The 17,079-nt window shown below is 69.1% G+C and carries 15 protein-coding genes; 5 read left to right on the top strand and 10 right to left on the bottom strand.

All coding sequences use genetic code 11. From position 1 onward, the window contains the following. Positions 1-25: 25 nt before the first annotated feature. Entirely contained in the window at positions 26-1,090 is a 1,065-nt protein-coding gene (locus ABD164_RS10460) for a YihY/virulence factor BrkB family protein (RefSeq protein WP_344295935.1), read from the bottom strand. A gap of 209 nt (positions 1,091-1,299) precedes the next feature. Here ABD164_RS10460 and msrB point away from each other — a divergent pair, with 209 nt between their 5' ends. Together msrB and msrA are read left to right on the top strand one after the other, a co-directional pair. After that, positions 1,300-1,788, top strand: coding sequence for a peptide-methionine (R)-S-oxide reductase MsrB (gene msrB, locus ABD164_RS10455; protein ID WP_344295933.1), 489 nt, complete (start codon positions 1,300-1,302; stop codon positions 1,786-1,788). Further along, positions 1,785-2,330, top strand: coding sequence for a peptide-methionine (S)-S-oxide reductase MsrA (gene msrA, locus ABD164_RS10450; RefSeq protein WP_344295932.1), 546 nt, complete (start codon positions 1,785-1,787; stop codon positions 2,328-2,330). Before msrB ends, msrA begins: the two co-directional genes overlap by 4 nt. Positions 2,331-2,407: 77 nt before the next feature. Here msrA and ABD164_RS10445 read toward each other — a convergent pair whose 3' ends face one another. Together ABD164_RS10445 and ABD164_RS10440 are read right to left on the bottom strand one after the other, a co-directional pair. Further along, on the bottom strand, positions 2,408-3,349 hold the full coding sequence (locus ABD164_RS10445; protein WP_344295931.1) for an aggregation-promoting factor C-terminal-like domain-containing protein: 942 nt from the start codon (positions 3,347-3,349) through the stop codon (positions 2,408-2,410). 150 nt (positions 3,350-3,499) lie between these two features. After that, positions 3,500-4,417 (bottom strand): aggregation-promoting factor C-terminal-like domain-containing protein, encoded by a 918-nt coding sequence (locus tag ABD164_RS10440; protein ID WP_344295929.1) that lies wholly within the window; start codon positions 4,415-4,417, stop codon positions 3,500-3,502. A gap of 305 nt (positions 4,418-4,722) precedes the next feature. On the opposite strand from ABD164_RS10440, the gene ABD164_RS10435 reads away from it, so the two are divergent. Continuing rightward, the gene (locus ABD164_RS10435; RefSeq protein WP_344295928.1) at positions 4,723-6,975 is read left to right on the top strand and encodes a winged helix-turn-helix domain-containing protein; all 2,253 of its coding nucleotides are present in this window, start codon (positions 4,723-4,725) and stop codon (positions 6,973-6,975) included. Positions 6,976-6,987: 12 nt separating this feature from the next. Here the strand turns inward: ABD164_RS10435 and ABD164_RS10430 are convergent, their stop codons facing one another. Then, complete coding sequence (locus ABD164_RS10430; protein ID WP_344295926.1) at positions 6,988-7,338, bottom strand: carboxymuconolactone decarboxylase family protein; 351 nt, start codon at positions 7,336-7,338, stop codon at positions 6,988-6,990. Positions 7,339-7,527: 189 nt separating this feature from the next. Here ABD164_RS10430 and ABD164_RS10425 point away from each other — a divergent pair, with 189 nt between their 5' ends. Beyond that, on the top strand, positions 7,528-7,923 hold the full coding sequence (locus tag ABD164_RS10425) for an SHOCT domain-containing protein (RefSeq protein WP_344295925.1): 396 nt from the start codon (positions 7,528-7,530) through the stop codon (positions 7,921-7,923). 101 nt (positions 7,924-8,024) lie between these two features. Here the strand turns inward: ABD164_RS10425 and ABD164_RS10420 are convergent, their stop codons facing one another. The 6 genes from ABD164_RS10420 to ABD164_RS10395 all read right to left on the bottom strand — a co-directional run bounded on the left by ABD164_RS10420 (position 8,025) and on the right by ABD164_RS10395 (position 16,570). Beyond that, positions 8,025-10,391 (bottom strand): sulfatase-like hydrolase/transferase, encoded by a 2,367-nt coding sequence (locus tag ABD164_RS10420; protein WP_344295923.1) that lies wholly within the window; start codon positions 10,389-10,391, stop codon positions 8,025-8,027. A 110-nt stretch (positions 10,392-10,501) separates the two neighbouring features. Further along, the gene (locus ABD164_RS10415) at positions 10,502-12,634 is read right to left on the bottom strand and encodes a bifunctional polysaccharide deacetylase/glycosyltransferase family 2 protein (RefSeq protein WP_344295921.1); all 2,133 of its coding nucleotides are present in this window, start codon (positions 12,632-12,634) and stop codon (positions 10,502-10,504) included. 23 nt (positions 12,635-12,657) lie between these two features. After that, a complete protein-coding gene (locus ABD164_RS10410; protein ID WP_344295920.1) occupies positions 12,658-13,113 on the bottom strand; it encodes a hypothetical protein in 456 nt (151 codons plus the stop codon). A 61-nt stretch (positions 13,114-13,174) separates the two neighbouring features. Next, positions 13,175-14,368: a Fic family protein gene (locus ABD164_RS10405; RefSeq protein WP_344295918.1), complete on the bottom strand. Its 1,194-nt coding sequence runs from the start codon at positions 14,366-14,368 to the stop codon at positions 13,175-13,177. A gap of 83 nt (positions 14,369-14,451) precedes the next feature. Next, positions 14,452-15,855 carry an FAD-dependent oxidoreductase gene (locus ABD164_RS10400; protein ID WP_344295917.1) on the bottom strand — a complete coding sequence of 468 codons (1,404 nt, stop codon included), beginning with the start codon at positions 15,853-15,855 and terminating at the stop codon, positions 14,452-14,454. Positions 15,856-15,898: 43 nt separating this feature from the next. Then, complete coding sequence (locus ABD164_RS10395) at positions 15,899-16,570, bottom strand: NUDIX hydrolase (RefSeq protein ID WP_344295915.1); 672 nt, start codon at positions 16,568-16,570, stop codon at positions 15,899-15,901. Between the two features lie 71 nt (positions 16,571-16,641). Here ABD164_RS10395 and ABD164_RS10390 point away from each other — a divergent pair, with 71 nt between their 5' ends. After that, on the top strand, positions 16,642-17,064 hold the full coding sequence (locus ABD164_RS10390; protein WP_344295914.1) for a DUF1801 domain-containing protein: 423 nt from the start codon (positions 16,642-16,644) through the stop codon (positions 17,062-17,064). Positions 17,065-17,079: the final 15 nt, after the last annotated feature.

Below are 17,079 nucleotides of genomic sequence, written 5' to 3'. Positions count from 1 at the left end.
CGGAAGATCGGCCGGAGATCGGGCCTCAGACTCGCGCGCCGCCCGACGCCGCATGCTCGCGCTCGACCGCGGCGCGGGCATCTGCCAACTCGGTCGCTGCGACCGACGCGCGGCGCTCCGCGCGCTGCATGCGCCGTATCGCGACGGTAGGCGCGCCGTACCGAGCGCGCACCCGGTCGTGTTCGTCATCGACTCCCGTGATGATGTACGCGGCCGCGATGAGGATGACCTGGGCCGAGAGGTTGAACCACAGCAGCAGGGCGATCAGCGATCCGAACGATGCGAGCAGCGGGTTGGCCGTCGCACCGCCCACGAAGAGGCCCGACAGCTCCTGCAACCCGGTGAGACCCAGTCCGCCGATGACGGCGCCGCTCCATAGGGAACGTGGGCTCGGCCGAAGACCCGAGAGGATGCGGAACATCGCCGCAACGACGATCGTGTCGATCACGAAGATCACGACGATCGAGAGGGCACGCGTCGTGCCGTCATAGGCGGGATCGCGGGTCGAGACGCCGAACCAACCGAACACGACATCGACGGCGGCGGTGCCGAAGAAGGTCACGGCCGCCGTCGCGGCGAGCAGCGCGCCGAATCCGATCGCCAGCACGAGATCGCGCGCCATCACCCAGATGAAGAACGTCTGGTCGTCGGGCAGGTCGCCGAGATTGCGGAACGAGAGGCGCAGCGACCCGACCGCCCCCATGGCCGCGCCGACGAGGCCGATGAGCGCGAGCGCCCCGGCGATGCTGAGGGTGAGCGGCTGAATGAGGTCGTCGGGATGGATGAGCCCGTCTTCGCCGACCAGCCCGGGGATGACGGCGTCGATCGTCTCGATGAGGGCTGTGATCGCCTCGGGACGGCCGGCGAGCCACACGCCCGCGATGGCGAACCCGAGGAAGACTCCGGCGAAGACCGAGAAGAGCGTGCGATACGTGATGCTGTCAGCCAGCATGGGGCCGTGATGCTCGAAGTAGAGCAGCATCGCTCGCACCGGCTTGCGCGCCAGGGCCCATGCCGTGATGCGATCGCCGAGCGCGCCGATCCGCGCGAATGCCCCGCCCTCTCGCTGCTGCGGCCGTTGTTCGCCCATGCCCGTCAGGCTACTCACGCGGGCGCCGGGTGGTGCGAGCGCAACGCGCACGGGGGTGCACGCTCTCACAGCGAAGTCACAGCGGGGAGGCGTGTGATGCGGAACAGCTGGACATCGTCGCCGGTTCTCTCTGGTGACGCGTGAGCACTCGCACCGAGTGCCCGCATCGAGGCGCCGCAGCCAGCGTCGCCGAGAAGGAGGAACGACCTTTGTCAGACGACTACCGCAAGACTCCCGAGGCGGTCGCCCGCCTCACACCCGAGCAGTACCGCGTCACGCAGGAGGACGCCACCGAGCCGGCCTTCCGCAACCGGTACTGGAATCACCACGAGCCGGGCATCTATGTCGACGTCGTCTCGGGCCAGCCGCTGTTCGCGTCGACCGACAAGTACGACAGCCGTTCGGGCTGGCCGAGCTTCACCCGGCCGATCGACCCCGATGCGGTCAATGAGAAGGTCGATCGTTCGCTGTTCATGAAGCGGGTCGAAGTGCGTTCGTCGGGCGCCGACAGCCACCTCGGGCATGTCTTCGACGATGGGCCGGCAGACGCCGGCGGCCTACGCTATTGCATGAACTCGGCGGCGCTGCGATTCGTGCCGCTCGCCGAGCTCGAGGTGCAAGGGTACGCGCAGTACCGCGACCTGTTCACGACGACGGATGCCGCGGCCGCGACATCCGAGAAGGAGGAAGCATCATGACGACCCCCGGTGCCATCACCAAGATCCCCGGTACCGAGACGGCTGTCCTGGCCGGCGGCTGTTTCTGGGGCATGGAGGACCTGATCCGCAAGCGTCCGGGCGTCATCGACACGCGCGTCGGCTACACCGGCGGCGACGTGCCGAATGCGACATACCGCAACCACGGTTCGCACGCCGAGGCGCTCGAGATCGTGTTCGACCCGTCGAAGGAGTCGTTCCGCGACCTGCTGGAGTTCTTCTTCCAGATCCACGACCCGTCGACGAGGAACCGCCAGGGCAACGACATCGGAACGAGCTACCGCTCGGCGATCTTCCCGACGACGCCTGAACAAAAGGTCACGGCGTACGAGACCATCGCCGACGTCGACGCCTCGGGACTGTGGCCCGGACCCGCCACCACCGAGGTCGCGCCGGCCGGGCCGTTCTGGGAGGCCGAGCCCGAGCATCAGGACTATCTCGAGAAGTACCCCAATGGGTACACGTGCCATTTCGTGCGCCCCGGGTGGAAGCTGCCTGAACGCGACGCCGAGACGGTCGCGTAGCCTCTCCTGAGAACGCGAAGGACCGCGGCGGATCTGATCCGCCGCGGTCCTTCCGCGTTTCCGGTGAGCGCTACGGCCTAGTACCAGCCGTTCGACTCCGAGTGGCTCCACGCGCCGCAGGGGCTGCCGTAGCGGTCGGCGATGTAGCCGAGACCCCAGGCGATCTGCGTGGCGGCGTTGGTCTGCCAGTCGCTGCCGGCCGAGCCCATCTTGCTGCCGGGGAGCGCCTGGGGAATGCCGTACGCGCCGCTCGACGGGTTCTGGGCGTAGACGTTCCAGCCCGACTCGCGATCCCAGAGCGACACGAGGCAACCGAACTGGTCGGCGCCCCAGCCGCGTGCGGCGAGCATGTCGCGCGCGATCGCCTGCGCACCGGTCGGATTCGCCGGTCCGGACGGGTACGAGCCCGAGAAGCCCGACTCCTGCTCGGCCGCCGCGGCCTCGGCTGCGGCCTTCGCCTTCGCGGCGGCCGCGGCGGCGGCGGCCGCCTTCTCGGCGGCGATGCGGTCGGCCTCGGCGACGGCGGCCTTCACGGTGGCCGCGTGCGCGGCGGTGACGTCGGCCAGCTCGAACACCCGCTCGGGTGCGAGCAGGCGGAAGTCGTCGAGCGCCGCGACCGACGAGGCGAGGGCGGTCGCGTCGGCCTTGCCCTTCGCCTTGCTGAGCGTGTCCTTGGCACCGGTCAGGGTGTCCTGCGCGTCCTTGACGGCGCGCGCTTCGAGGATGCCGCCGTGGGCATCGAGCTGCTCGACGCGCAGGTCGGTCGCGGCGCTCAGTTCAGCGGTGGCGGCGATGCTCTCGTTCTTTGCGGCGACGGCCGACTGCAGGGCGAAACCACTGCCGACGAGCGCCCCGACGGCGACGACGGCACCTGCGGCGATGACTGGTCCGCGACGCCAACCACGGCGGCTGCGCAGCGCGCGGCGGCTGGGCGGCGTGCTGGGCTTCGAAGACGGGTCAGGGGTGTTGATTGGGGAAGAGGAAGACTGGTTCTGCATGACCTTCACGTGGCGGGTCATGGTGCTGGCGCGCCACGATCCCTTTCTCGACGTTCCTCAGACGCGGGGGCGCCCGGGCGAAGTGGCCAGTCTGCCGGTGCCCTCTGGACGGAACCTCACATTGTTCTGTGAATGTCATCCGAAATCTATTGCGCCTGACGCTCGAATGCGCTAGTACCAGCCGTTGGCCTCGACGTGCGCCCACGCGCCGCACGGCGTGCCGTAGCGGCCCGCGATGTAGCCCAGACCCCAGATGATCTGGGTACGTGCGCTGGTGGCCCAATCGGCTCCCGCAGTCGCCATCTTCGAGCCGGGCAGCGCCTGCGGAATCCCATATGCTCCGCTCGGATTACTGGCGTACACGTTCCAGCCCGACTCGTAGTCCCAGAGGGCCACGAGGCATCCGAACTGATCCGAACCCCATCCGTACTGGGCGGCCATCAGGTCACGTGCGATCGCCTGGGCCTCGCTCGGATTCGAGGGTGGCGCGGGAGACGACGCTGTGCCCTCGCTCGACCGATCGGATGCCGCCTGCTCGGCAGCCGCTCGCTCGGCTTCGGCGCGCTCGGCGGCAGCCTTCGCGGCGGCCGCCTTCTCGGCGACGATGCGGTCGAATTCGGCGATCTCGGCACGCACCGTCGCGGCCTGCGCGTCGGCGAGGTCGACGAGTTCGAAGATGCGCTCGGGCGCGAGCAGGTCGTAGACCTGCAGTGCCGCTACGGATGCCTCGAGCTCGGCGGCATCGGATTTGCCGCGTGCCGCGGCGATGGCCTGTGCGGCGCCGTCGAGCGCTGCCTCGGCATCGCTGGTCGCCCGAGCTGTGAGCATGAGCCCATGCGCGTCGAGTTGGTCGGAGGCGCGATCGCCGCTCGCAGTCAGTTGCTCGGTTGCCGCGATGCGCGCCGCGGTCTCGTCGGCTGCGGTGCGCACGAGCACTCCGGTGCCGGCGGTCGCGGCGATCGCGACCACGGCGCCCACCGCGAGCACCGACAACCACCGCTCCCTCGACGACTGGCCGGATGACCGAGAGGAGCCGCCGCCCCCGGACTCGGACGCGGGAAGGTGCCGGTTCAGGGAGTTGTCTCGCATGTGGATCACCGTGGGATCTCGCGACTCAGGCGCCGACCGATCCCCGTCTCTCGATCCGCGAGCGTCTTCCGCCCGCGGAAGCTGCCAATTCCGCGACAGACTAGAGAGCCTTCCTCAGGTCCGCAACCACGGGTTCAGTCGGCCGTCAGCTGCCATCCCCACCGCTCGCAGGCGGCACGGAGGCCGCATACCGACCGCACACAGGCAGCGATACCGAGATCGCCGAGCGTGTCCTGCCTCGAGCCGATCGACCCACGCGAATGGGGCTCTTGAGCGCGCCGACGCGCGACCCGTAGGATTCGAGCGTGTTCGAGGACGCTCCGGCAACCGCAACTTCTGCGGTCGAGCTCGATCGACTCCTGCTCGACGCGAAGCTCACTGTTCCCGAGCATCCGGCCCGAGAAACGGTGAGTCGCGCCGGGCTCATCGAAGCGGCGCGATCCAGCGGGCTGCGCGTGGTCGGCGTCACCGCACCGGCCGGCTACGGCAAGTCCACGCTGCTCGCGGAGTGGGCGCATCTCGATCCGAGGTCGATCACATGGGCATCTCTCGATCGCTTCGACGATGATCCTGCCGCCATCCTCGCCCTGCTCGCCGAGGCGTACGCCGCCGTCACGCCCGGAATGCGCCACCTCGCTGACGACGTGCGCGGCCACGGCGTTTCGGCACTCGGCCGCGCCGCGCCGCTGCTCGCGGCGGCATTCCGCGCCGCGCCGACGCCGTTCGTGCTGATGCTCGATGACCTGCACGAACTGCGCTCGCCCGGGTGCCATGATGTGCTCGGCGTCGTGCTCGCCGGAATTCCGCGTGGGTCGCAGGTCGTCGCGGCCAGCCGTGGCGAGCAGCCCTACCTGTCGCGCCTGCGCGCCGCGGGCGACGCATTCGAGATCAGTGCGAGCGATCTCGCCGTCGGCCCGGCGGGGGCGCAGCAGATCTTCGCCGGCGCTCAGGTGCCTCTCGACCACGATGACGCCGTCGAGGTCGTCGCACGCACCGAAGGCTGGCCGGTCGGCGTGTTCCTCGCCGCGGCGATCATGCGAGACGGCGGGGGGGATGCCCTGGCAGTCACGGGCGACGACCGTTATGTCGCCGACTACCTCTACCGTGAGACGCTCGCGAAGATGCCCGAGGAGCAGCAGCGATTCCTGCGCCGCACGGCGGCACTCGATCGCTTCTCGGCGCCGCTGTGCGATGCCATCCTGGGCACCGGCGACGCCCATCAGGTACTTCGCCGGCTCGAGACGTCCGATGCCTTCCTGGTGCCGCTCGACCGCCGCCGCGAGTGGTACCGCTACCACGCACTGTTCCGCGAATTCCTGATCGGCGAGCTTCGACGCGTCGAATCCGGTGCGATCGTCGACCTGCATCTGCGGGCCGCCGACTGGTTCGAACAGCAGGGCTCTCCGGCTCTCGCCGTCGAGCACGTGCTCGACATTTCGGCCGAACGCGATCGGGCGACGCATCTCGTGGCGTCGATCGCTTTGGCGACCTACCAGTCCGGACAACTGACCACCGTGCAACGGTGGTTCGCGACGCTCGGTGACGCCACGATCGAGGCGTACCCGCCGCTGGCGGTGCTCGCCGGGTGGATCACCGCGCTCGCCGGCCAGGCGCACGAAGCGGAACGATGGGCGGCGGTGGTCGACGACTCGGCCTTCGACGGCTCACCCGACGACGGCACGTCGTCATTCGACTCCGCCCGGGCGATGCTCCGCGCCGCCATGTGCGCCGCAGGACCCGAGCGCGCGATGGCCGATGCCGCATTCGCCGTCGCGTCGGAGCCGATCTGGAGCCCATGGCGCGACCAGGCGTTGATCCTGCTCGGCGAGGCGCACCTGCTCTTGGGCGAGGCCGCGCAGGCTCGGGCGGTATTCGAGGCGTGTTCGGCGTCGTCGGCCGCACGAGGCAGTACCGATGACGTGATCCTCAGTGAGTCGGAGCTCGCCATCCTGGCCATCGACGACGGACGGTGGGATGACGCGACCCGACACGTCGAAACGGCACTCACCGCCGTCGAGCGCTGGCGCATGCACGACTACGCCACGGCGCTGCTCGCATTCGCGGCTGCAGCACGACTCGCGGTGCATCGCGGCGACCTGGCCGACGCGCGGCGTCAGCTGACCCGCGCCATGCGCGCGAGGCCGACCTGCACGTACGCGATTCCGTTCATCGCTGTGCGACTGCGCCTGCAGCTTGCGAGGGTGTTCTGGTCGCTGACCGACCACGCAACGGCGCGGCACCTGCTGCGCGAGATCGACGACATCCTCCAGCATCGGCCGGCCCTCGGCGTGCTCGTCGACCAGGTGGCCGACTTCCGTGCCTACATTTCATCGACCGAGCAGACGGAACCCGCAGGGGGGCCGCCGTTGACGCCCGCCGAACTGCGGTTGCTGCCCTACCTGCAGACCCACCTGTCGATTCGCGAGATCGGCGAGCGTCTGTTCATCTCGCGCAACACCGTCAGTTCGGAGGTCGGCTCGATCTACCGAAAGCTGGGGGTTTCGGCGCGCAGCGACGCCGTAGAGGTGGCAATGGCGAGGGGACTGCTCGGCGCCTGACGCCCGATCATCTCATTCGGGGTGCGCTCGCGTGGTGGCATCCATCGCATCGTCGAGGTCGTACCCCAGCGCCATCGCCACCTTCGGCGCCGCGGCGACGACGAGAGCGAACCCGACGACGGGGATGATGCCCACGAGCACGTCGACGATCTCTTGGGGGGATGCACCGGCGCTGACCGCGGCGTCGGCCTGCGATCCGAACGACGGCTCGGCACCGCCGACGGCCACGAGCGCGGCGATGCGGGCGAGCGCCAGGGTCTTGGCGTCGAGCCCGTCGGGCGCCACTTCGACCTCGTCGAGGTCGTCTTCGGGCAGCCGTTCATCGTTGATGGCCAGTCGACGGAGCCGATCGGTATAGTCCACGTCCTCCCCCTCTCCACCTCGATCCAGCATCTTCAAGTGCACGCGACCTCGCCGTTCGACGCATCATGCAGATGATGTGAATCCGCAGCTTCACCTGATCTGCATGATGTCGGGCTGGGCGACGTGGGGCTAGTTTCGTCAGCAGGCAGATGCCGAGTGCCGGCGTCGATCGAGCTGAAAGGGGCCGACATGACCAGTTTCTGGGACTTCTTGGTGTGGCTGTTCTGGTTCTACATCGTGGTGGCGTGCATCTGGATCTTCATCACGATCATCATCGACGTGTTCCGTGACCACACGCTGAACGGGTGGGCGAAGGCACTCTGGGTGCTGTTCCTCGTGGTGCTGCCGTTCCTGGCGGCGTTCATCTACCTCATCGCTCGTGGCAAGAGCATGGGACAGCGCAACATGGAGCAGGCGGCCCAGGCGCAAGCTGCCAATGCCGAGTACATTCGCACCGTCGCGGGCAGCGGCGGCGCATCGTCGGCGGCCGCAGAGATCGAGAAGAGCAAGCAGTTGCTCGACTCGGGCGCGATCACGCAGGCCGAGTACGACGCGCTGAAGTCGAAGGCGCTTCAGAACTCGTAGAGCTGACGGCTCGCAGATGACGGCCGGTCGCCCCGAGGGGCGGCCGGCCTTCGCGTGCGTGTCGCGTCATCCGCATCTCACGACGGCACGCATGACGGATGCTACTGCCGCGCCATCGCGATGCGCATGCGCTCATCGGGGTCGATGAAGTGGTCGTGATCGTCGTCGCCAAGGTCGATCTGCACCCAGTTGATCTTGCCCGTGAAGCGGCTCGTCTGCGGGGTGTAGTCGGGGCTCACCGCAGTTCCGGATTCATAACCGATGTCGGTCGTCTCATCGGCAGAGAAGACCATCGGCTGGGTGGCGCCCACCCGGCCGGTGCCCGCCGGCTGGCCGTCGTGGTAGAGCGTGACAGCGCCGCCCTTCGCGAGCCCGCCGCCGTCGTACGCGAATTCCATGCGCACCTGATGCGTGCCGGACGGGATCGGCGAGTCGCCCGCGGTGGTGAATTCCTGGATGCCGAGCACGTTGTAGGCGAACTTGAGCACACCGTCGTTCGCGTACAGGCTCCACCCGCCGAAGCGGCCACCCTGCGCGATGATCACGCCGTTCGCGCCGCCGTCGGGCACGTCGACTTCGGCCGTCACCGAGAACGACTTGTTCTTGATGTTGACGACGCTGTTCTCAGAGAGCCGGCCCATGCCCGGGAAGAACCGCTGGGAGTTGCCGCGGATCAGCGTGGGACGGCCCGCCGTGTCGGGGTTGAGTCGGTCGGCGGTGCGGTCGTCGATCGGCAGCACGTTGTACTTCACGGCTTCGATCAGGAAGAGCCGTTGCAACTCGTGCAGCTTGTCGGGATGCTCGGCCGCGAGGTCGCGCGCCTGGCTGTAGTCGGTGCTGCCGTCGTAGAGCTCCCACACGTCGTCGTCGAAGGCCACCATCGTTCCGCCGACCATGACCCAGGGCGTGCGGTGCTTGGTGACCGCGCTCCAGCCCTTGGAGTAGATGCCGCGATTGCCGAACATCTCGAAGTACTGCAGGTCGTGGCGCTCTGGGGTGTCGGGCTGGTTGAAGCTGTACAGCATGCTCGTGCCCTCCATGGGCGACTGCTGCACACCGTTCACCATCGTCGGCTCAGGCAGGCCTGCTGCTTCGAGGATCGTGGGAGCCACGTCGATGCAGTGCGTGAACTGCGAACGCAGCCCGCCCTTGTCGGTGATGCCCGCCGGCCAGTGCACGATGGTGCCGTTGCGGGTGCCGCCCCAGTGCGAGGCGACCTGCTTGGTCCACTGGAACGGGGTGTCCATCGCCCACGCCCAGCCGACGGCGTAGTGGTTGTACGAGCTCGGCGAACCGAACTCGTCCATCTTCGAGGCCATGAACTCGGGCGTCTCGAGTGCGGCCATGCCGTTGAAGTTGGCCATCTCGTTGAAGGCGCCGTTCACGGTGCCCTCTGCCGATGCCCCGTTGTCGCCGATGATGTAGTAGATGAGGGTGTTGTCGAGCACCCCGAGGTCGTCGATCGCGTCGATGACGCGGCCGACGTGGTGGTCGGTGTGCTCGAGGAATCCGGCGTACACCTCCATCTCGCGTTCGAGCACTGGCTTGAGCTCGGCCGGCATGTCGTCCCATGCGGGGATCTCGTCATGCCGGGGCGTGAGCTCGGCGTCGGCGGGAATGACGCCGAGTTCCTTCTGCCGGGCGAACGTGCGCTCGCGTTGCACGTCCCACCCGTCGGCGAACTTGCCCCGGTACGTGTCGGCCCACTCCTTCGGCACGTGGTGGGGTGCGTGCGTTGCACCGGGCGCGAAGTACACGAAGAACGGCTTGTCGGGCATGAGCGCCTTCTGCGTGCGGATCCAACTGACGGCGTGATCGGCGAGGTCTTCGGTCAGGTGGTAGCCCTCTTCGGGCGTCGCCGGCGGCTCGACGGGGGTGGTGCCCTCGTAGAGGGCCGGATCCCATTGGTTGTTCTCGCCCCCGATGAAGCCGTAGAACGTCTCGAACCCGCCGCCCCCCGACGGCCAGGCGTCGAACGGGCCCATCGGCGAGGACTGCCACACCGGCACCTCGTGGCACTTGCCGAACTGGGCCGTCGAGTACCCGTTGAGCTTCAGGGTCATCGCAACCGGCGCCTTGGTGTTGGGCTTCAGTGAGCTGTTGCCCGGGGCCGAGGTCGCGGTCTCGGTGATGCTGCCCATGCCGACGGAGTGGTGGTTGCGGCCGCTGAGCATCGCCGCCCGGGTCGGAGCGCACAGTGCGGTCGTGTGGAATCGGTTGTACGTCAGGCCGCCCGCGGCGAGCTTCTCGGCATTCGGGGTCGCGCACGGGCCGCCGAACGCACTCGCCGCGCCGAAGCCGACGTCGTCGAGCAGCACGATGAGCACATTCGGCGCACCCTCTGGCGGCAGCAGCGGCTCGATCGGCGGGTATGCCGTATCGGGGTCTTTGGCGTCGTAGGTCGTAAGACCAGGTGACGGCCGATCGGGGATCGGCAGCATGGTGCGGGCGTGGCGGTCGGGACGCATGACATTTCCTCCCCAAGGATGTGACCGCGTCAGTCTCGCCGCGGGCATGCCCGCCCGCATCACGCAGACCGCGTGATTGCCGAAGCGCCATATCAGACCGCGAGCGCTGGTCAGGAGGCGCGCGTGAGCGCCCGATCGTCAGCGGGCACGCGCAGGCTGCCGTACCGCTCCATGCGGTGCCACCGCAGGTGCACCCCGGCGAACGCGGTGAACACCGACTGGATGACGACCAGGTACATGAGCTGCCGGTAGACGATCTGCTGCAGCGGCAGCGTCCACAGCGGGCGCAACGATTCTCGATCGAGCCGGAACGCGTAGGCGGCCATGACCAGCTGCACCGCGAGGAACGCAAGCCAGACGCCGGCGATGCGAACGGGGTCGAGGAAGATGAGCCCGTACACCGCGAAGAGGTCGACGACCGGGGCGAACAGCGGCAGCAGCACCTGCAGAACGAGCAGGTAGCCGAGCCCTCGCCGGCCGAGCTTGCCTGCTGCTCCGCCCTGCACCACGGCGCCGCGGTGCTTCCACATAGCCTGCAGGGTGCCGTAGCACCAGCGGTAGCGCTGCCGCCAGAGCGCGCCGAGGCTCGCGGGGGCTTCAGTCCACGCCCGGGCGTCGTCGCGGTACACGACCCGCCACCCGTCGCGGCAGAGCGCCATCGTCAGGTCGGTGTCCTCGGCGAGGGTGTCGTCGCTGACGCCGCCCACGCGCTCGAGGGCTTCACGTCTGAAGCCGCCGATGGCGCCGGGCACGGTCGGCATGCACTCGGCGACATCGAACAGGCGGCGGTCGAGGTTGAAGCCGACCACGTACTCGATGTGCTGCCACGCCCCGAGCACCCCGTCGCGATTGGCGACCTTGGTGTTGCCCGAGACGGCACCGACATTCGGATCGGCGAAGGCCTGCACGAGCGAATGCACCGTGCCCGGCTCGAACACCGTGTCGCCGTCGACCATGACGATGAGGTCGTGCGTCGCGGCTCGCAGCCCGGTGTTGAGCGCCGCCGGCTTTCCGCCATTCCGTCGGCGGATCACCGTCACGCCCGGCAGCCCGAGACCTTCGGCGATCGCAGCCGTGTCGTCGGTCGACCCGTCGTCGACGACGATGATCTCGACGGCATGCGTCGAGGCGGCGATCGAGCGGATCGCGGCCTCGATGCCGGCGGCCTCGTTGTGCGCCGGCACGATGACGCTCACCGGTTCGTTCACGATCGTTCGCGCAGGCGCCCCCGGCAGGTGTCGCCCTCGTCGTGCCATGCGGTGGTGGCGGCGGGCGACGGCGACGACCAGCACGGCGCGTACGACCATCACGAATCCGCTGATGACGAGAGCCCATCCGATCAGCGTGACCACAAGATCGCTCAGGCGGATGCCCCACCCGAAGGCAGCGCCGGCGACGCGCTCCACGGTTGTCGCCGGGGCTGCGCTCTCGACGCTGAGCGCGTCGCCGACGGTCGTCACCCGGTAGCCCTGCTCGTCATAGCGGCTCAGCATCTCATCGAGCGCTTCGACGGTCTCACTGCGATCGCCGCCGCCGTCGTGCATCAGCACGATCTGGCCGTCGGTGCCGCTCGGGGTCAGGTTCTGTTCGATCGCCTCGACACCCGGCTGCCGCCAGTCTTCGCTGTCCATCGTCGTCAGCACCGTCAGGTAGCCGTCGTCGGCGCCGGCGCGGATGGCCGACCAGGTGCCATCGGTCACGGCTTCATTCTCTGAGCTGTACGGCGGCCGCATCAGCGCGGTCTTCGATCCCGTGATGCCCACGATCGCCTGCTGCGATCCCTGCAGCTCGAGTTCGCGCTGCCACGCCGGCGCGACACCGAGGTCGACATGCGTCAGGGTGTGCACACCGACCTCATGGCCCTCGTCGACCATTCGGCGCACCAGGTCGGGGTGATCGATCGCCGCCGTGCCGACGACGAAGAAGGTCGCGTGCACGCCGTGGCGCTCGAGTACATCGAGGATGCGGGGCGTCCACGTCGGATCGGGGCCGTCGTCGAAGGTGAGAGCGATCGTGCGGTCGGGAGGCCCGGCGGTGCGCACCCCGCCGTCGCTCGCATCGATGACCGGCCCACCCTCATGCACCTCGCGGGGCACGTTCCCGCTCGCGGTGCTCGAGGGCACCGAGTCGTCGGTGATCGATCCGAGGTGGTGGGTGTACCCCTGCACGAGCAGCGCGACGCCGAGCGCCAGCAGCACCGCGCCGAGCACGACCCAATGGGCTCGAACGCGCGGCGTGCGCATCGCGCGCCGCACTTCGCGCCGCGTCACGGACGTTTCGGGTGTTCGGGAGCGTTCGCCTGGCCGGGAGCCGTCTCACTCTTGCCGGGCTCGTCGCGTGCCGGCTCGGTCGGAGCGGGTGCCACAGGCAGCGGCGTGGGCTGCGGGGCAGCTGTCTCGGGCGCAATCGGAGCGGGCAGGGCCGGCTCCGCGGGCCCGACCGACGGCACCGCGCTCGGCGCCGGCACCGACGCGGGAACCTGTCGAGCGGCGTCGTTCGCGGCGGCGGTCGGCTTCGGCAGCAACGGAGTCACGACAGCGGGCCCGCCGAGGAACGCCGTCGCCACGAGTCCGAGGTAGACCGCGATCGCGCCCAGAGCCAGACCGCTGATCAGCCGAACGCGGTGTCGCCGACGGCCTGACGGGTCGACGAAGACCGGCGCATCCTGCGATTCGGTTGTCCCCGGTGGGGCCGCGGTCGGCGTCTGCGTTCGTTCCGTCATCGGGCCCGAGTATATGCGGCTCACCCGCAAGACCGATCCCAGCGCCCGGCGTTCGGGCGCATCACCACCGGGCTCGACGGGCGCGAGCGGCGAAGGCGTCGAGCGCCGCAAGCACTTCGGTCGCCTGCCACACCCGGTAGCGCACTCCGCCGGCCGCGCGCGTGAGCACACCTGCAGCGGCGAGCTTGTCGATCGACGTCTGCGCTGCGACCTCGCTCACGCCCACCCCCTCGGCGACCGAGGCGGCCGTCACGAGGGGATGCTGCAACAGGTGCGCCTTCACCCGGTGCACCGAGGCATCGGATCGCGCGCGAACGAGCGCGTCCCACCCCAGGGCGATCTCCTGCAGCTCGCGCACCAGGGCGCGACCGTTCGCGACCGCACGGAACGCGGCTTCGGCGACCGCGTCGACGATGACATCGGGTTGCCCCTGCCGGTATCGGGTGAGCGCCCCGAAGTAGGCCTCGAGGTCGCCGAGCAGCCCGGCAGAGACCGGCACCGCGACGTTGCGCGTCACGTCGGCGGCACGGAGCATCCCGTGCAGCAGTGCTCGCCCCGTGCGACCGTTGCCGTCGGGAAACGGGTGGATCGTCTCGAACTGGGCGTGCGCGATCGCGGCGTGCGCGAGTGCCGGCACATCGGTTCGGTCGGCGAATCGCACCAGGTCGCCCATGAGCTTCGGCACGCGGTCGTGATGCGGCGGCACGAACTTCGCGTGGTGCGGTGAGAACGACCCGCCGCCGATCCACACCTGCTGGTCGCGCCACCCGCCGACGAAATGCGGTGCGGATGTCGCGAGCAGGGCTTCGTGCATCTCGATGATCGCCCGCTCGTCGAGGCGATCAGCCAGCCCGATCGCCGCCTGCATCGCGTGAACGTTCGCGACGACGAGTTGCGCGTTCGTCGAGTCGGATCGATCGAGTTCGGCGAGCGCGACCTGCTTCGCGCTCGCGGTGAGGTGCTCGACCTCTGAGCTCGAGGCACTCTCGGTGCGCAGCAGGATCGCGGCGAACGGCGCCGCGAACGAGCCGGCCTCGGCGTCGAACCGGGTGAGTTCCTTGCTCGCGTCGTCGGCGATCGCCAGGGTCTCGGGGCGCAGTCGCACCTCGCGCCCCGCGATCATCGGCACCAGGGCGGCGCGGTACTCGCCGACGGCCGCGCGCAGCTGCCGTCGCGAGGCGACCTCGTTCTCGGCGCGATGCCAGGGCCGCGGTTCATTGCCGACGGCGGGCCACGCGTCATCCTTGATGGTCACATCGCTATTCTAACCGAAGATTACAGCTTAACCTTTGGTTAGAGCGACGGTGATTCGTACTTGTCCGTTCTCGACGACCTGCGTCATGCGGCAGCCGACGCCGGGATGAGCGACGCGAGCACCTCGTTGAGCGCTTCGGTGCTCGACGGATGCGTCCAGATTCCATCACGCAGCGCGGTCGCAGACACTCCCGCGCGCATCGCGAGGGCGATGAGGTTGATGACCTCGTGGGCGTCGATCGAGAACACCGTCGCGCCGAGCACGAGGTCGGTGCCGGGGTCGACGACCACCGAGATGAGGCCATGGGTCTCACCCACGATCTTCGGCCGCGGCATCGCGGCGATGTCGGCGATGCGCTTGGAGCCGACCAGCACCGCACGGCCCTGCGCCCGCGCCTGGGTCACGTTGAGGCCGACCCGGGCGAGCGGCGGGGTGAGGAACGTCGTGCGCGGCACCGCGACACGGTCGACGATCGTGCGGCGCCCCGCACCCATGATGCGGTCGGTGACGATGCGATGGTCGTCGAGCGAGACATAGGTGAACTGGGGCCCGCCGTTGACATCGCCGACCGCGTAGACCCCCTCGACCGAGGTGCCGAGTCGCTCGTCGACGACGACGTAGCCGCGTTCATCGCGCACGATTCCCGCGACGTCGAGCCCGAGGTCGTCGGTCGCGGGTCGGCGCCCGGTCGCGAGCAGCACCGCGTCGGCCGCGAACTCACGGGCGACCCCGTCGACGGCGACGGCGACGGCGACGGCGACGGTCGCCCGGTCTGGTGCGTCGACGATCGACGTCACCGCAGCGCCGGTGATGAACTCGACACCGTGTTCCTCGAGCAGTTCGCGCGCCGCGTCCGCGACATCCGCGTCTTCATGGCGCAGCACACGCGCGCCGCGCTGCACCAACGTGACCCGCGAGCCGAACTGCGCGAACATGTCGGCGAACTCGAGCGCGACGTCGCCGCCGCCGACGATCACGAGCCGTTCGGGCAGCGGGGAGACATGCTGGATCGTCGTCGAATCGTGCACCCGGGCGCTCGGCACGGCGCCCGGGATGTCGGGCCAAGCGGGCACGGTGCCGGTGTTGACCACGATCGATGCCGCGCGCACGAGCATGCGGTCGTCGCCCGCGGTGACCTCGACCTGGTGCGGGGCCGTGAACCGCGCGCGACCCCCGACGAGCGTGACCGCCTCGACCTCTGAGAGCATCGCGTGATTGCGAGCCCGCAGCTTCTCGACGAGGTTGTCACGGCCGGCGACCGCATCAGCGAACCACGCCTGCGGGTCGTCGTCGTCACGGCGATGCGCGGCGCTCTCGACAAGGTCTTTGGTGGGCACGCACGCGATGTTGATGCACGAGCCGCCGACCATTTCGCGAGACCGTTCGACGAGGGCGACCGTGCGCCCGTTACGACCGAGCGCGCCGGCGAGTGTCTTGCCGCCCTTGCCCCAGCCGATCACGAGCACGTCGACGACGAGTTCTTCCATCAGTGCACCTCCATGCTCTGTGCTCGCGCGCCGATCGACAGGACTACGGCTCGACGACCCTGCCGTCGTCCCACTCCACTGCCCACCCGAGGTCCTCGAACATGCGCGACAACACGATCGCGGTGAACCCCCACACGACCCGCCCGCCGACCACGAACGCGGGCGAGCGGTAGACCTCACCGGCGGAGTGATGCTCGGCTACGGCGCGGTTGGCCGGGTCGACGAGATCGGCGACCGGCACCCGGAACGTCTCGACGCTCTCGGCGTGGTCGACGGCGGCGACCTCCGACGGGCGGCTCCACCACGCGGGCACGGGCGTCACCGAGTGGTTGCTCACCGGAACCGGGAACGGTGTCAACATGCCGAGCACATCGACGCCTGTGGGATCGAGCCCGGTCTCCTCGACGGCCTCTCGCAAAGCTCCGGCAGCGGCATCGTGGTCGATGGGCTCGAGCCGCCCACCCGGGAACGCGATCTGCCCCGCATGGTTCGAGAGCGTCGCCGCCCGTCGCTGCAGCAGCACATCGAGATCGCGGGCAACCGCATTCGACGCGTCGGCGGGCACCGAGTCGAGCACGCCGAAGAGCACGAGCACGGCGGCGTCTCTCACGGGGGCGTCGTTGCGCAGCACCCGCTGCGGCCCGAGCCGCCAGTCGATGCCCCGTTCGCACAGCGCGACCAGGTCGGCGCGCGCATCGGTCGAAGCGGGAGGCATGTGGTCAGCCTACGACCCGGCCCCCGCAATGGCGCTCGCGTGTCGTCGGTTCTCCCGTGAGAATGGACGTCATGGCCGAGAACAAGACCCAGCCGACCGATGCCTCGGTCGACGACTTCCTCGAGGCAGCGACACCCGCCCGGCGACGCGACGACGGCAAGGCCCTCGCCGACATCTTCCGAGACGTCACCGGTGCCGACCCCGTCATGTGGGGTCCGTCGATCGTGGGCTACGGCAGCTACCACTACGTTTCGCCCATGAATCCCCGCACCCAGGGCGACTGGCCCAAGACGGGGTTCTCGCCGCGCAAGGCGCAGCTCTCGATCTACGGGCTCAAAGACCTCCCCGAGAGCGCCGCCCTGCTTGCCGAGCTCGGCACATACACCGAAGGTGCCGGATGCCTCTACGTGAAGAAACTCGATGACATCGACCTCGACGTGCTGCGCCGCCTGATCGCGATCGCGTGGGCGCGCGGCGACGACCCGACGCCGTGAGTGGGGGCACCGGCT

This window comes from Agromyces neolithicus (assembly GCF_039529735.1).
GTDB lineage: Bacteria > Actinomycetota > Actinomycetes > Actinomycetales > Microbacteriaceae > Agromyces > Agromyces neolithicus.
The sequence above is the reverse complement of the archived record's forward strand: the minus strand, read 5'-3'. Positions and strand labels throughout refer to the sequence as shown.